Source organism: Sorangium sp. So ce131 (assembly GCF_051519095.1).
Classification (GTDB): domain Bacteria; phylum Myxococcota_A; class Polyangia; order Polyangiales; family Polyangiaceae; genus Sorangium.
This window is the reverse complement of sequence record NZ_CP150455.1, coordinates 6,610,560-6,624,638: the sequence shown is the minus strand read 5'-3', so window position 1 is coordinate 6,624,638 and position 14,079 is coordinate 6,610,560. Positions and strand designations below refer to the sequence as shown.

Here is a 14,079-nt window from a genome sequence, read left to right as displayed (position 1 = left end):
TTGTGTTGCGCGCTTGCAATAGCCATCCTGGCCTCATGAACAACGCAGCGCACCTCGACGCCTCGTCCTCCCGCCTCCACGTGGTGTTTGGCGCCGGCCAGATCGGCCCGCGCGTCGCCGACCTCCTGCTCGCGCAAGGCCACCGCGTGCGGCTCGTGCAGCGCACGCAGCGCGCGCCCTCGAGCGAGCGCGCCGGGCTCACGCGGGTGTACGGGGACGTCACCGATCTCGCGTTCGCGGAGGAGGCCGCGCGCGGGGCGAGCGTCGTTTATGATTGCATGAACCCGCCGTATCACCTCTGGCCCGAGCAGCTGCTCCCCATCGCCCGGGGCGCCCTGCACGGCGCGAGCAAGGCGGGCGCGAAGCTCGTCGCCCTCGACTGCCTGTACATGTACGGGGCGCCCGACGGGCCCATGCGCGAGGACTCGCCGCGCCGGCCGTGCAGCAAGAAGGGCGCGCTGCGCGTCGAGCTCGAGGCGCTGCGCCTCTCGGCCCAGCGCCGCGGCGACGTGCGCGTGGCGATCGGGCGCGCGAGCGACTTCTTCGGCCGCGACTTGCCGCTGTCCGCGTGGAGCGAGCGCTTCTACCAGCGCGCGCTCGCCGGCAAGGCGGTGGAGTGCATGGGGGATCCCGACATGCCCCACTCGTATACGTACGTGGAGGACGTCGCGCGGGGCCTCGTGACGCTGGGCGAGCGCGATGAGGCGATGGGCCACGTCTGGCACCTGCCGACCGCGCCGGCGGAGAGCACGCGGGCGCTCGCGCGGCGCCTCGGTCGCGCCCTCGGGCTCGACGTCAAGGTGTCGCGGCTCCCGCGTTTCGTCCTGCGCGCGGCGGGCGTGTTCTCACCGTTCCTGCGCGAGGCGGCCGAGATGGCGTACCAGTGGGACATGCCTTACGTGATCGACGACGCGCGCTTCCGCGCGACGTTCGGCTGGTCGGCGACGCCGGTCGAGCGGCAGGTCGCGGAGGTCGCGGCGTGGGCGCGGCGGAAGTACAACATCGCCGCGGCGGGCGGCGCGTCGGCGCATCCGTAGCGGGAGGTCGGCGGAGGCTGGTACGGAGGCCCGGGGGCCGAGGGGGGCGGCCTCCCGGGAGGGAGCCCCGCGCCGCGCGCAGGGCGCCCTCCCAGGGGCCTTGGTCTTCATAGAATTCAGGGACGACGCTGGGCGACAGCGTAGTTGGACCTGCCTGTGAAGCGCCGGCAGCGTGCTCGTCGCTTCAGTGCGGGGCGGTCTTCGGGCCGGTGTGGGCGTCGAACGCGCCGCTGCTTTCCGCCGAGCAGCCGCTCGGGCCGTCGGAGGCGGGGGCGAAGGAACGGTCGGTGGGTGTTTGCTGGTGGGCGGTCGGTTGCGGCGCCGTGACCGGCGCGCCGGCGCGGTCGATCGGGTCGCCGTGCGCGCCGCGGTCCGCGCTGGCGTACACGACGCCATCCGCGTTGACCGCGGCGAGCGCCGCGGCGATGAGCGCCGGCACGTAGGTCCCGCAGAGACGAGCGAAGCGGAAAGGTTTGCTGGGAGCGGCTCGCATCGCTGGCGTTTCCTTCGCTGGAGCGGGTCGGGCAGATGGATCTGCCGCGGTATCCCGGTGATTCGACCGAGGGCTGGAGGGGGTCACGCTGTCGTGCGCGTCGTGGGGAGCCTCTCTCGTCGAGCTGAAAAAGTGTGAACGCTACGAAATCGAGGGCGCGACGTTACTTGAAGTTCGCCTCTCTCCCTCTGTGAATGCGAGCGGCGCTCGCTGGCCTTCACGGAATCGTGTGGGGGCGCGTCGGTTTTTGTTCGCGCAGGGGCGAGGGGGCCGGCGTACGCGCGCGCGGGCTGCGGGGTATAGTCGATCGCGTGATCTCGTTCTCCAGGCCCTCGGACGCGGCAATCCGTGCTTTCCTCGACCGTCAGGCGGGGCGGCCGCTCTCGTACGCGGACGTCGGCTGCACCGACCCGGGCGCGCGCCGCGGCCGGCGTCCCGCCGGCTTCAACGTCGACCGCCACCACACGACCCTCGGCCAGGGCGCCGCGCTCTTCGCCCGCGCGGCGGAGGCGCTGCGGCGCTGGGAGCACTTCCGGCTCGGCTGGGTCGAGCTCTGTTATCCCAGCGCTCCGATCGAGACCGGCGCCACCGTGGGCATCCTCGTCCGGGTGCTCGGCCTCCACTGGCTCAACGCGTGCCGGATCGTTTACACCATCGACGAGACGAGCGGCCCTGTGCGCAGGTTCGGCTTCGCGTACGGCACCCTCGAGGAGCACGGCGAGCGCGGCGAGGAGCGCTTCCTCGTCGAGCACCACGAGCAGTCCGGAGAGGTCGGCTACGAGATCTTCGCTGTCTCGCGGCCGAACCACGTCCTTGCGAAGCTCGGGTATCCGTACGCGCGCCGGCTTCAGGCGCGGTTCGGCCGCGACTCCATGCGCGCCATGCAGAGAGCGGTCGCCGCCCCCTCGGCCGCAACCGGATGAGCCGTGCCGCTTTCATCGCGGTGTGTTCCCGGTTCACGACGGAGGTCATCACGGCTGTTTGTGGCACGGCGTAGCCCCCGTTCGGGTAAGTGCGAAAGCGGTCCTGAGCAAGGCGCGTTCGCGCTGGATGGCATCACGGAGAAGGTGCGGGCGAGCGCGTGGCGCGGCATGGTGCGGCGCCGCCGATGGTGCCCAACCCGCACGACGCCCTGTTCCAGCAGACGTTCTCGCAGCCAGAGCACGCCGCGGGCGAGCTGCGCCAGATGTTGCCGGCGGCGCTCGCGGCGAGGATCGACTGGTCCACGCTCCGCGGGCTCCCGGGTCGTTTCGTGGACGACGCGCTCTCCGGGCAGGAGACGGATCTTCTGTTCTCGGCGTCTGCCGGCGGCCGCGAGGTGCTGCTTTACCTGCTCTTCGAGCACCAGAGCACGTCACCGCCGCTGATGCCGTTCCGGCTGCTCCGTTACGAGGTGCGTATCTGGAGCAAGTACCTCGAGGCGCGCCCCACCGCGAAGCGGCTTCCCGCGATCGTCCCGCTCGTGCTCCACCACAGCGAGGACGGCTGGACGGCCGCCACCTCGTTCGAGGACGTCCTCGACGTCGACGAGGAGATGTTCGCGGTGATGGCGCCCCATGTCCCGCGCTTCCGCTTCCTGCTCGACGACATCAGCCGCACGAGCGACGAGGAGCTCCGCAGCCGCGCGATGAGCGCCGTCGGCCGGCTGGCGCTGTTCTGCTTCCGCCATGCGCGCAGGCCCGACGAGCTCATCGAGCAGCTCGCCGGCTGGCTGGACCTCGTGCGGGAGGTGCTGCGGTCGCCGAACGGCGCGGCTGCGCTCGCCGCGATCTTTCGGTATATTTTGCTCCGGAACGAGAAGCGCCCGCCGGAGGAGGTCGTCCAGAAGCTCCTCCTGATCGTGGGCGAGGAAGGCAGGGACGTGGTCGTGACAGCGGGAGAGCAGCTCATCGAGCGAGGGCGCCAGGAGGGGCTCCGGAAGGGGCGTCAGGAAGGGCAACGCGACATGCTGCTGAAGCTGCTGCAGGCCCGGTTCGGCGCGTTGCCCGACGACGTTGTCGCGCGCGTCCAGACCGCCGATTTCCCCCAGATCGAGCAGTGGTTCGACCGTGGGCTCACGGCGGCGACGCTCGCCGAGGTGCTCGGCTAGCGGCCGAAGGCGCGCAGCCGCAGCGAGTTGCCGAGCACCGAGACGCTCGACAGCGACATGGCTGCGCTCGCGAGGACCGGCGAGAGCAGCCACCCGGTCAGCGGGTAGAGCAGGCCCGCCGCGATCGGGATGCCGATCACGTTGTAGACGAACGCCCAGAACAGGTTCTGGCGGATGGTGCGCAGCGTGGCGCGCGCCAGCCCGAGCGCCACCGGCAGGCCGGCGATCCCGCCGCGCAGGAGCGCCACGTCGGCCGACGCCAGCGCGATGTCCGTGCCGCTGCCGAGCGCGATGCCCACGTCCGCGCTGGCCAGCGCGGGGGCGTCGTTGATGCCGTCGCCCACCATCGCCACCCGGCGGCCGGCGGCGCGCTGCTCGGCGACGATCCGCGCCTTGTCCTCCGGCTTCACCTCGGCGAACACGAGGGCGATGCCGAGCTCGTCCGCGACGCCGCGCGCGGCGCCCGCGCGGTCGCCGGTCACCATCGCCGCGTCGACGCCGAGCTGCTTCACCGCGGCGATCGCGCGCCGCGCCCCCTCGGTCGGGCGATCCGCGACCGCCACGAGCCCCGCGAGCCGCCCGTCGACGGCGACGAACGACGGCGTGCGGCCCCGCCCGGCCAGGCGCTCGGCCTCCGCCTCGAGCGCGCCCGCGTCGACGCCCGCCCGGCGCAGCCACGCCGCGGTGCCGACGCGCACGAGCCGGCCGGCGACGCGCGCCTCGATGCCGTGGCCGATCTCCGACCGGAACTCCGCGGCGGGCGCCAGGACCACGCCGCGGCCGCGGGCGCCCTCGACGATCGCCCGGGCCACCGGGTGCTCGCTCCCGTGCTCCGCGGCCGCCACGAGGCCGAGCAGCTCCGCCTCGCCGCCCGGCGCGGCGCCGATCACGTCGGTGAGCTCGGGGCGGCCGGAGGTGAGCGTCCCGGTTTTGTCGAGTAATATCATGTCGATGCGGCTCGCTGCCTCGAGCGCCGCGCCGCCCTTGACGAGCACGCCGAGCTCCGCGCCGCGCCCGGTCCCGACGGCCACGGCCGCGGGCGTCGCCAGGCCGAGCGCGCAGGGGCAGGCGATGACGAGCACCGCGACGAACCGCTCGACCGCGACGGAGAGGCCCGAGGGCGTGGGATCGACGGCGAGCCACGCGATCAGGGTGACCGTCGCGACGCCGAGGACGATGGGCACGAAGACGCCGCTCACGACGTCGGCCAGCCGCGCGATCGGCGCGCGGGAGCCCTGCGCCTGCTCGACGGCCTCGACGATGCGCGCGAGCGCGGTGTCCGCCCCGGTCCTCGTGACGCGGAACGTGATGGCGCCGCCCTGGTTGAGGGTGCCGCCGAAGACGGGCGAGCCCGCGGTCTTGTCGACGGGCATGCTCTCGCCGGTGAGCATCGACTCGTCGACCGCGGACGCGCCGCGGACCACCTCGCCGTCGGTCGCGACGCGCTCGCCGGGCCGCACCAGCACGAGGTCGCCCGGCGCGAGGGCGGCGGCGGGCACCTCCTCCTCGGCGTCGCCGCGGACGCGCCGCGCCGCCTTCGGCTGCAGCGCCACGAGCCCGCGCACGGCGTCGGCGAGGCGCCGCCGCGCGCGCGTCTCCAGGAGCTTGCCGAGCAGCACGAAGGTGACGATCGCGGCCGCGGCCTCGAAGTAGACGGCCGGCGCGTGGCCGTGCTCGGCGTGCGGGAACAGGCCCGGCGTCACCACGGCGGCGGCCGAGTAGAGCCAGGCGGCGCCGGTCCCGAGGCTCACGAGGGTGTTCATGTCCGCGGCGCGGTGCCGGAGCGCGCCCCAGGCCAGGCGAAAGAACCGGCGCCCCGGCCCGAGGACCACGACCGTCGCGAGCGCGAGCTGCAGCCAGCGGCCGGCAGGCCCCGCGAGCGCGGGGATGGCGCCGTGGGACATGCCGACGACGAGCAGGGGCGCGGTGAGCACCGCCGCGAGCGCGACGTCGCGCCGGAGCGCCCGCTGCTCCTTGAGCTCGGCCTCGGCCATGGCCGCGGCGCGCTGGGACGCGGTGGGGCGCGAGCGCGGTGACGGCGAGGCTTCGGGGCGACCAGCCGGCGGCGCGGCCGTGGGGGCAGCCGGCGGGGCGGGGGCGGGGCCAGCCGGCGGCGCGGCTGTGAGGTCAGCCGGCGGCGCGGCGGCAGCGCCAGGCGCCGGCGGCGCGGCCTCGGCCGCCCCGGCCGGGGGCTCGGGCTCGGGCGCGTCGGGCACCTCGTACCCGGCCTCCACGATGGCGCGGGCGAGCGCGGCCGGGGCGGTCGCCTCCGCGTCGTAGGTGACGGTCGCCCGCTGCGTCACGAGGTTGACCGTCGCCTCCTGGACACCCGGCGCCGCGCGCAGCGCCCTCTCGACGCGGCGCACGCACGCCGCGCAGGTCATCCCGAGCACCGGGAGGTCCGCCCGGGCGCGCGGCGCGTCCGGCGCTCCCGTCTGTCCCAGCGGCTGGGGAATCGTTGCCATGGTGTCTCCTTCCACGAGCTCCGGGCCGGTGTCACGTCGCCCCGTGCCGTCGCGCGCTCCTCCCGGCCGTCACGGTCTACCGCAATCGGACCGCGCGGGCTCCCGCGGCCGGCATCGCGACGCCCGCGGGCATCATGAACGGGCGCAGGCGGGCTCGCGGGCTGCCCATCGCGCCGGGGGAGGTGCTACGCACCCCGGCGCGCCATGGAGCAGATCCTCGCGACCCTCGGGGTGAGCGTCGTCGTGTTCGTGTCCACGAACGTGGACGACATCCTCCTGCTCTCGGGATTCTTCTCGGATCCAGGCTTCACCCCGCGCCAGATCGTCGCCGGCCAGCTGCTCGGCATGGCGGCGCTCGTCCTGGTCAGCGTCGCGTGCGCGCTGCTCGCGCTCCGCGTGCCGGAAGGGTGGATAGGGCTGCTCGGCCTCGCCCCCCTCGGGCTCGGCCTGCGCGGCCTGTGGGCGCTGCGGCGCCGCGCCGGCGCAGCGGACGCCGAGGGCGAAGACGGCGAAGAGGGCGAGTCCGAAGGGGGCGCGCCGCGCGGCGCCGCCTCGCGCTGGAAGGCGCTCGCGGTGGCCAGCGTGACCGTCGCGAACGGCGGGGACAACCTCGGCGTCTATATCCCGATGTTCTCCAGCGCGCCGCGGCTCATCCCGATCCACGCGGCGGTGTTCGGCGTCATGACCATCGCCTGGTGCGCGCTCGGGCACGCCCTCGTGAACCACCCGGTCCTCGGCAGCCGGATCCGGCGTTATGGCCGCACGGCGCTGCCGTTCGTCTTGATCGGCCTGGGCCTCTGGATCCTGTCCGACGCCCTCGCGCTCCTCGGCCCGACGGCCGCGGGCGGCCCGCCCGCCTGAAAGCCGGCCGTCCCTCGGACCGGCGCCTCCGCTACTCCAGCGGCTCGCAGTACTGCTGCGTACACGCGCCGCCCAGCGGCGCGCAGGTCCCGCAGCTCGAGTTACAGCAGAACGTCCCTTCCCCGCAGACGTTCTTGCCGCAGGGGGTCGGGATGCCGCGCACGATCGCGTCGTCGCTCTCCCCGACGAGCTCCTCGCCGGCGCCCTCGGCGGCCACCTCGCCCTCGCGCTCCGGCTCGCCGGGAGGCTCGGCCGCCACCATGCAGCCGATCCCGAGCGAGAGCATGAAGGAACACAGCGCGATATGAACCAATCTCCTCATGATGTCTCCTCCGGGGCGACGACATCACCCCGCGCGTATGACGTACCGCGATTCCTGGTTTTTGCAACGAATTAACGTTGTTTCACAAGAGGCGCTTTGCCTGGTTTTGCGACGAATTAACGTTGTTTCACAACAGGCGCTCTGCATTCCGTCATTCGGGTGGCTCGCGCGGTGCGCTCGACCCGTGCGACTCGCCCCGTGCGATTCGCGTGACCGCGCGACTCGCGTGATCCGTGGGATTGGCGCGAGTCTCAAGGTGGGCGCGATGCAGAGCGCCTGTCGTTCTCGCGCGGCGATGCGGGCGCGGCGAGATACCGCCCTCCGCCGCCGAGCGCGCGCTCGCACACCTGCCCATGGGGGCGCCACCGCCGCGCGGCGCCCAGCGCTCAAGCGGAGCCGCCCCGGGGCGTCGCCCCGGACGGGGCGAATACCGGGTGCGGGCTCGAGCATGCAGCAGTGATGACTGCAGCAGGCACCACCGCTACTGTAAATTTCCGTTCTTGATGTCGACAAACCCGCGCAGTCCGGGACACATCCGGTCAACTCCGCGCGTCTGGCGCTCTCCGGGGGGGTTCTCGCTCCCCATCACAGCGCGGCACACCATGTGCTCTACCGCCTGGTGTCCCCGGACGAGCGGTCTCGGGGTGACGGCGCTCGCTCCAGGCTGCTGACCGCGCTCGCTCGCGGGACGCAGCCTGGAGGATGAGCCTGCCGTACCGCCCCGAGGCGACTCCAGTGTACCGCAAGCGAAGGAGGTCGATTGCGCGAAGAAGGTCTTGGCGCTGGAGGAGCTCTCGACGTTCAGCAGGAGCCACCGTCAGCGGCGGTGGAGCTCCTCGCTGACGCGATCGTGAGCCTCGCTCTTCCGTGGGATCCGGGCCTCGGCGTCATCCTCTGTCGCTCGACACGCAAGACATAGCCAATCCACAGCCTGGTACATCGCAGCCTGCGCAGGGGCTCCTCCGACATGAACCCCCGGAGGGGCCCCTGCTTTCATCTCCAGGAGCCGCGCCTCCGCTCCGACGAACGACACGAGGACATCCAGGTGCTCTTCTATTATCACGGCGCCTTCAGGTTGGAGCGGCGGGCCGACGCCCGCGGTGAGCCGGTCGCCGCCGGCCGGACCGCCGGTGATCAGAGGATCCAGGGCGAGCGGCCGCCCGGCCCCGTATCGCCCGCGGGACGGGACGACCCGCGCTCCGCTGCGCAGCCGCAGGGCGCGGAGAGAGGGGCCAAGGAGATGCCCGCGACGCCCCGCCGGAGCAACGAGGACCTCCGGAAGATCGTCGCCGCGATCGGCAGCCACCTCGTGGCCCAGATCCAGAGCGGCGACGATCCCCTGGATCTGCCGACAGACCACCGGCGCTACACGACGCGCCCGCTGAGCGTCGCCCACGGGGCGTCCGGGATCGCGCTCTTCCTGAAGCGCACGCGAGGCGAGGTCCCCGCGGTGCTCCTCGACGCGCTCGCGCGCAAGGCGCCCCGGAGCGGGGACGATCACCACGCGCCCGGGCTCTACATGGGCAGCTCGGGGATCGCGTGGACGCTCCTGGAGCTCGGGCTACGCAGCGAGGCCGAGGCGCTCATGGACGTCGCGGCGAGGTCGCCGATCCTCTTCGAGATCGACGACATGTTCCACGGGGCCGCCGGGTGGGGCCTCGCCAACCTCTTCTTCTTCACGCAGCTCGGCGACGAGCGGTACCTCAGGAACGCGGCGGACGCGTTCGACCGGATCAAGCCGAGGCTGAAGCGGGGCAGGGGAGGCGGCTTGTTCGAGGACACGGCCGCCGCCTACCACGGCCTCGCGCACGGGGCCTCCGGCGTCGGCTACTTCCTGCTGCGGCTCTACCGGGCGACCGGGCAGGCAGAGCACCTCGAGGCCGCGCGCGCGCTGCTCGACCACGATCTCGCGAGCCTCGGAGGAGAGGCGCACGCGAGCCCGGCGCGCAGGCGATCCGCCGTCGAAGAACGCGCGCCCTGCGCCTCCTGGAGGAGCGGCAGCGCCGGGATCGGCGCCGTCGCGCTGCGGTTCCACGCGGCGCTGGGGGAAGAGCGCTACCTCGCGGCGGCACGGGACATCGCCCGTCAGGTCGAGCGCGGCGCCACCTCCTCCCCGACGAACTTCTCGGGCACGGCCGGGATCGGGAACTTCTTCGTGGACCTCCATCGCCGCACGGGCGAGGAGGGCTACCTGGAAGAGGCCCGCCGGCTCGTCGACAGGGTGATGCGGTTCGCGCTCAAGCGGCCGCCCGGGCTCGCGTTCCCCGGCGAGGACCTCGTGCACGTCTCCGCCGATTACGGGGCGGGCTCCGCCGGGACGGGGATGTTCATCCACCGGGTGATCGCAGGGGGCGGGCTGCCGTATTTCGACCTCTGAGCGTGGGCGCGGCGGCCATGTCGATCCCTGAGCGCGGGCGCGGCGGCTATTTCCTGGCCCGCTCCGGGTCGCCGTGGAGCTCGATCACCCGGGCGATCGCCAGGGTGGCAGTCCCGTCCTCGAACGCCGCCTTCGGGACCGCGCCGTGCGCCTTCAGCGTGGCCGCGAGCCGCTCGAGCACGCGGAGGTCCATGTTGCTGCACAGGAGGACACGCACGTCCCGGATGCCGTCCGCGGTGCGGATGGCGCGCACGATCTGCGCGCCATCCATCCGGGGCATGTTCACGTCGAGCAAGACGACATCGGACCTCATCTCGCGGATCGCGTGCAGGCTGCCGAAAGGCCCCCGATGATAGCGGGCGGCGGCACCGGCGCGCGCCAGCGCGCACACGGCCTCCTCGCCGAAATTGACGTCATCGTCGATGACGAGGACGCGCCGACCCGAGAGCAACTCACTCGTGTTCATGATGAAACTGCACCTCTTCAAGAAGGACGAGAGTGGCCGCCGCCGCGCGGGCGCGGGGCCCGGGGCGCGGCCGCGGGGGCTCGGGCGCGCGCTTCATAAGAGGCGCGCCACGGCGTCGAGCAGCTTCTGCTGGTCGAAGCGGCCTTTGACGATGTACTCGTCGGCGCCCGCGGCGCTGCCCTGCGCCACGTCCGCCGGCCGGTCCAGGCTCGTCACGAGGATGACCGGCAAGCTCTTGTGCCGAGGGTGCGCCCGGATGCGCCGGGTCAGCGCCACGCCGTCGAGCCGCGGCATCTGGACGTCGGACACGACCAGGTCATAGGCGCCGGACTGCAGGGCCTGCCACGCCATCTCGCCGTCGTTCGCCGTGTCCACCGCGTAGCCCGCGGCGACCAGGATGTTGCGCTCCAGCGTCCGGCTGGTGAGCGAGTCGTCGACCACGAGGACGCGCCGCTTCTTCAGCGCCTCCGCCGCGCGGACCGTCTCCGCGCGCTCGGGGGCGCGGCCCTGCGCGGCGCCGAGCAGGCGCGGCACGTCGAGGACGACGGCGACGAGGCCCGTCCCGAGGATCATCGCGCCCGCGACGCCGGGGACAGGCGGGATGTTCCAGGGCAGCGCCTTGGTCACCGACTCCACCTCGCCCTCCACACGCTCCACCACGAGGCCCACGCGCGAGACGCCGTCGGTCACGACGACCACGAGGAGCTTCTCCGGGTCCGTCTGCCGCGCCTGCTGCATCAGCGAGGACAGCCAGCGGAGCCGCAGCGGCTCGCCGCCCGCGTCCTGTACGGCCGCCATGCCGTCGAGCGACTGCACCTCCGACGCCGCGACGCGGAAGGTCCGCGCCACGTACGCCGTCGGCAGCACGAACGCGGTGCGCGCGGTGTGCACGAGCAGCCCCTTCGTCGACACGACGGTCGCCGGCACCTCCAGCCGGAAGGTGGTGCCGCCGAGGGCAGGCTCGGCGGCGCGCGCGTGCCCCCCGAGCGCCGACGCCCGCTGCCTCACGACGTCGAGCCCCACGCCGCGGCCGCTCACCTGGCTGACCGACTCCGCCGTGGAGAAGCCCGGGAGGAAGACGAGATCGCAGACCTCGGGGGCGCTCATCTGCGCGAGCCGCTCCGGCGTCGCGAGCCGCCGCTCGACGGCGCGGCGGGCGATCCGCGACGGATCCAGGCCGCGGCCGTCGTCGCTCACCTCCACCTCGACCATCATCCCGGGCGCGCGGGCGTGCACGCGGATCGTGCCCTCGCGCGGCTTGCCGAGGCGCGCGCGGAGCTCGGGCGGCTCGATGCCGTGGTCGACCGCGTTGCGCAGGAGGTGCAGCATCGGGTCGCGGAGGCCGTCGAGGATGTGCCGGTCGACCTCGATGTCGCCGACGTCCGCCACCAGGCGCACCTCGCGGCCGAGGGCGTGCGCCGTCTCCGCCACGGTCCGGCGCCACTGCGGGACGACGCCGGAGAGCGGCAGCATGCGGGCGCGCTTGATGGCGACCGACCAGTCGCGGATCAGAGAGCCGAAGCGGTGTACGTCCTGCCGGCTCGACTCCAGCAGGCGGTCCAGGGAGCGGCCGACGTCGCGGAGGGCCCGCCGCAGATCCCCCGTGGCGGCCCGCTCGAGCTGCATGATCTCGAGGTGGCACTGCTCGATCTCGGCGTGGCGCGCGAGGCTCCGCCCCTGGGCTGCCATGAACTCCCCGGCGAAGTGCATCAGGTCGTCGATGCGGCGCGCCTCGATGCGCACCGTGGCGGCGCCGGCCTGGCCCGGAGCGCCGCCGGCCTGGCCCGGAGCGGCGCTCCCCACCGCCATCGACTCGGGCGAAGGCTCGGGCGGAGGCGAGGGCTCGGGCGGAGGCGGAGGCGCTGACGCGACGGGCGCGGGCTCCGGCCAGGCCGAGGCCGCCGCCTCGGCGGCGAACGCGCGGGCCGCGTCGAGCGGCGCCTCTCCGCCGAGGAAGCGGGAGATGAGGCCCATGCCGTCGCGCAGGCGCGCCGCGAGCCAGGGGGGCGCCGCGCCGCCGCCCCGGCGGTGGGCGATGAGCGCCTCTTCCATCGCGTGCGCGATCCGCTCGACCCCCTCGCTGCCCGCGACGTGCGCCGCGCCCTTGATGTTGTGGAGGACGCGCAGCGCGGCGGCGACGTCGCGCGCGGCGGCCGCCGCGCCGTCCGCCGCGAGCCGGTCGACGATCTGCGCGAGGTCCTCCAGCGCCTCGGTCGCCTCGTCGCGGAACATCGCGAAGAGCTCGTCGTCGTCGCGCTGGCTCATCGCGCGCCGCTCCCGGATGCGCGCCGGGGCGCCCGCCCTGTCCGGCTAGAACCGGTCACTGGTCGCCTTGAGCTCGCCGGAGAGGCGGTCGAGATCCACGACCGCCAGCTCGAGCTGCCGGACGCCGGTGGCGTTGTCCCGCGCGGCCTTGGAGATGCCGCCCATCGCCGACGAGATCTGCGTGATGCCCGACACCTGCTGGGTCGCGGCGCCCGCGATCTGCCGCGCCTTGCCGGAGCTCTCCTCGAGCACCACGGCGAGGCTCTCCACGACCTCGCGCACGGCCTCCACCGCCACCCTGCCGTCCTCCGCGCGCTTCGTGCCCTCCTCGGTGGCCATCACCGCGCTCTGCGTCGCCTTCTGGATCTGCGCGAGGATGCTCCGGATCTGCTGCGTCGCGCGCTTGCTCTGCTCGGCGAGGCTCCGCACCTCCGACGCGACCACCGAGAAGCCGCGCCCGTGCTCGCCGGCCTTCGCCGCCTCGATGCTGGCGTTGACCGCGAGCAGGTTCGACTGCTCGGCGAGGTCGCCGACGGCGTCGACGATCGCGCCGATCTGCGAGGTCTGCTCCGAGAGCTGGAGGATCTGCTCGGCGATGCCGACGACGCGCTCGTTGATCGTCCGCATCATCGACACCGCGTCGCCGAGCCGCTCGCGGCCGACGTGGCCGTTCTTCGCCGCCTCGTCGGCCGCGTGGGCCACCTCGCGCGCGCTCGCCGCGGCGACCTCGCTCGTCTGCTTGATCTCCTCGACGGTCGAGCTGACCTCCGCGACCGCGGACGCCTGCGCCGACGAGGTCTCGGCGTACTCCTTGGCGGTGCCGCTGATCTGAGCGGTGCTGGTCGACAGCTTGTTGATGCCGTCCCGCAGGCTCTGCACCAGGGTGCGCAGGCCCTCCGCCATGTCGCGCGCGGAGGTGACGAGGCTCGAGATCTCGTCGCCGCCGCGCCCGGTCGTCACGACCGCGCTGATGGCCTTCACGTCCGCCGTGGCGCCGCCGATGTCGCCCACCGCGATCTTGCGGAAGGCCTCGACCAGCCGGGAGAGGGGCGAGGCGATGTTCCCCGACAGCCAGAACGCGAGCGTGATCGCCGCCACGAGCACGATCGCCATGATGGCGAGCACGATGAGGCGCGCCTGCGTGTACGTCCTCTCCGCGAGCGAGAGCGATGTGGTCGTCTCCTGCCGGTTGTACTCGGAGAGCGCGTCGAGCGCCTGGTTCGACCTCTCATAGAGCTGCTTCGACAGACCGAAGTAGTCGCTCTGGGCCTCCTCGTCGTGGCCCGTCCGGCTCTTCGCGAGCATGCGCCCGGCCTCCGCGAGGTGAGCGATGTGCTCCCTGACGAACGCCTCGTGCAAGGCGCGCTCCTCGCCCGTGATGATGAGGCGCTCGTACTGCTGGGCCGCCCGCTCGATCCTGGCCTCGAGCTCCTTGATCTGCAGCTCGATGCGGTCCATGTCGGCGTCCTCGGTCGAGACGACGTGCTCCAGGTAGAGGATGCGGAGATCCGACGTGTCCGCGTCCAGCATCTGGAGCTGGTCCATGCTCCTGAAGGTGCTGTTCCCGAGCTCCTCGCCGACGTCGTGGATGATGCCCATCTCGTAGTTGGCCGCGACGCCGAGCAGAAACGTCAGCGCGGTGACGAGCAGGAACCCTGCCAACATCCGACTGCGGACGGTCCAGTTCATGTCTCTTCGCACTCC

The 14,079-nt window shown here is 73.2% G+C and carries 11 protein-coding genes; 5 read left to right on the top strand and 6 right to left on the bottom strand.

Annotation, left to right across the window (positions count from 1 at the left end; genetic code table 11):
* Nucleotides 1-35 precede the first annotated feature (35 nt).
* Nucleotides 36-1,037: an NAD-dependent epimerase/dehydratase family protein gene (locus WMF43_RS24190; RefSeq protein WP_437683502.1), complete on the top strand. Its 1,002-nt coding sequence runs from the start codon at nucleotides 36-38 to the stop codon at nucleotides 1,035-1,037.
* 184 nt (nucleotides 1,038-1,221) lie between these two features.
* Here WMF43_RS24190 and WMF43_RS24185 read toward each other — a convergent pair whose 3' ends face one another.
* Complete coding sequence (locus tag WMF43_RS24185; protein WP_437683501.1) at nucleotides 1,222-1,530, bottom strand: hypothetical protein; 309 nt, start codon at nucleotides 1,528-1,530, stop codon at nucleotides 1,222-1,224.
* Nucleotides 1,531-1,841: 311 nt separating this feature from the next.
* Between WMF43_RS24185 and WMF43_RS24180 the strand changes: the two genes are divergently transcribed.
* Both WMF43_RS24180 and WMF43_RS24175 read left to right on the top strand, forming a co-directional pair.
* Nucleotides 1,842-2,453 (top strand): DUF1990 family protein, encoded by a 612-nt coding sequence (locus WMF43_RS24180; RefSeq protein WP_437683500.1) that lies wholly within the window; start codon nucleotides 1,842-1,844, stop codon nucleotides 2,451-2,453.
* A gap of 158 nt (nucleotides 2,454-2,611) precedes the next feature.
* Nucleotides 2,612-3,619: an Rpn family recombination-promoting nuclease/putative transposase gene (locus WMF43_RS24175; RefSeq protein ID WP_437683499.1), complete on the top strand. Its 1,008-nt coding sequence runs from the start codon at nucleotides 2,612-2,614 to the stop codon at nucleotides 3,617-3,619.
* Here WMF43_RS24175 and WMF43_RS24170 read toward each other — a convergent pair.
* Nucleotides 3,616-6,084, bottom strand: coding sequence for a heavy metal translocating P-type ATPase (locus WMF43_RS24170; RefSeq protein ID WP_437683497.1), 2,469 nt, complete (start codon nucleotides 6,082-6,084; stop codon nucleotides 3,616-3,618). The two genes, WMF43_RS24175 and WMF43_RS24170, sit on opposite strands and share 4 nt — an antisense overlap.
* 204 nt (nucleotides 6,085-6,288) lie before the next feature.
* Here WMF43_RS24170 and WMF43_RS24165 point away from each other — a divergent pair, with 204 nt between their 5' ends.
* Nucleotides 6,289-6,945, top strand: a complete 657-nt coding sequence (locus WMF43_RS24165) for a cadmium resistance transporter (RefSeq protein ID WP_437683496.1) — start codon at nucleotides 6,289-6,291, stop codon at nucleotides 6,943-6,945.
* Between the two features lie 31 nt (nucleotides 6,946-6,976).
* Here WMF43_RS24165 and WMF43_RS24160 read toward each other — a convergent pair whose 3' ends face one another.
* Nucleotides 6,977-7,267, bottom strand: coding sequence for a hypothetical protein (locus WMF43_RS24160; RefSeq protein WP_437683494.1), 291 nt, complete (start codon nucleotides 7,265-7,267; stop codon nucleotides 6,977-6,979).
* A 967-nt stretch (nucleotides 7,268-8,234) separates the two neighbouring features.
* Between WMF43_RS24160 and WMF43_RS24155 the strand changes: the two genes are divergently transcribed.
* Entirely contained in the window at nucleotides 8,235-9,644 is a 1,410-nt protein-coding gene (locus tag WMF43_RS24155; protein WP_437683493.1) for a lanthionine synthetase C family protein, read from the top strand.
* Nucleotides 9,645-9,690: 46 nt separating this feature from the next.
* On the opposite strand, the gene WMF43_RS24150 is transcribed toward WMF43_RS24155, so the two are convergent.
* The 3 genes from WMF43_RS24150 to WMF43_RS24140 all read right to left on the bottom strand — a co-directional run bounded on the left by WMF43_RS24150 (nucleotide 9,691) and on the right by WMF43_RS24140 (nucleotide 14,064).
* Nucleotides 9,691-10,110: a response regulator gene (locus WMF43_RS24150; protein WP_437683491.1), complete on the bottom strand. Its 420-nt coding sequence runs from the start codon at nucleotides 10,108-10,110 to the stop codon at nucleotides 9,691-9,693.
* A 93-nt stretch (nucleotides 10,111-10,203) separates the two neighbouring features.
* Nucleotides 10,204-12,375, bottom strand: coding sequence for a hybrid sensor histidine kinase/response regulator (locus WMF43_RS24145; RefSeq protein ID WP_437683489.1), 2,172 nt, complete (start codon nucleotides 12,373-12,375; stop codon nucleotides 10,204-10,206).
* Between the two features lie 45 nt (nucleotides 12,376-12,420).
* Nucleotides 12,421-14,064, bottom strand: a complete 1,644-nt coding sequence (locus WMF43_RS24140) for a methyl-accepting chemotaxis protein (RefSeq protein WP_437683487.1) — start codon at nucleotides 14,062-14,064, stop codon at nucleotides 12,421-12,423.
* Nucleotides 14,065-14,079 lie beyond the last annotated feature (15 nt).

Bases quoted from the DNA above. Each gene is read 5' to 3' on its own strand.
- WMF43_RS24190 (WP_437683502.1), top strand. From the start codon at position 36: ATGAACAACGCAGCGCACCTCGACGCCTCGTCCTCCCGCCTCCACGTG.
- WMF43_RS24185 (WP_437683501.1), bottom strand. From the start codon at position 1,530: ATGCGAGCCGCTCCCAGCAAACCTTTCCGCTTCGCTCGTCTCTGCGGG.
- WMF43_RS24170 (WP_437683497.1), bottom strand. From the start codon at position 6,084: ATGGCAACGATTCCCCAGCCGCTGGGACAGACGGGAGCGCCGGACGCG.
- WMF43_RS24165 (WP_437683496.1), top strand. From the start codon at position 6,289: ATGGAGCAGATCCTCGCGACCCTCGGGGTGAGCGTCGTCGTGTTCGTG.
- WMF43_RS24160 (WP_437683494.1), bottom strand. From the start codon at position 7,267: ATGAGGAGATTGGTTCATATCGCGCTGTGTTCCTTCATGCTCTCGCTC.
- WMF43_RS24155 (WP_437683493.1), top strand. From the start codon at position 8,235: ATGAACCCCCGGAGGGGCCCCTGCTTTCATCTCCAGGAGCCGCGCCTC.
- WMF43_RS24150 (WP_437683491.1), bottom strand. From the start codon at position 10,110: ATGAACACGAGTGAGTTGCTCTCGGGTCGGCGCGTCCTCGTCATCGAC.
- WMF43_RS24145 (WP_437683489.1), bottom strand. From the start codon at position 12,375: ATGAGCCAGCGCGACGACGACGAGCTCTTCGCGATGTTCCGCGACGAG.
- WMF43_RS24140 (WP_437683487.1), bottom strand. From the start codon at position 14,064: ATGAACTGGACCGTCCGCAGTCGGATGTTGGCAGGGTTCCTGCTCGTC.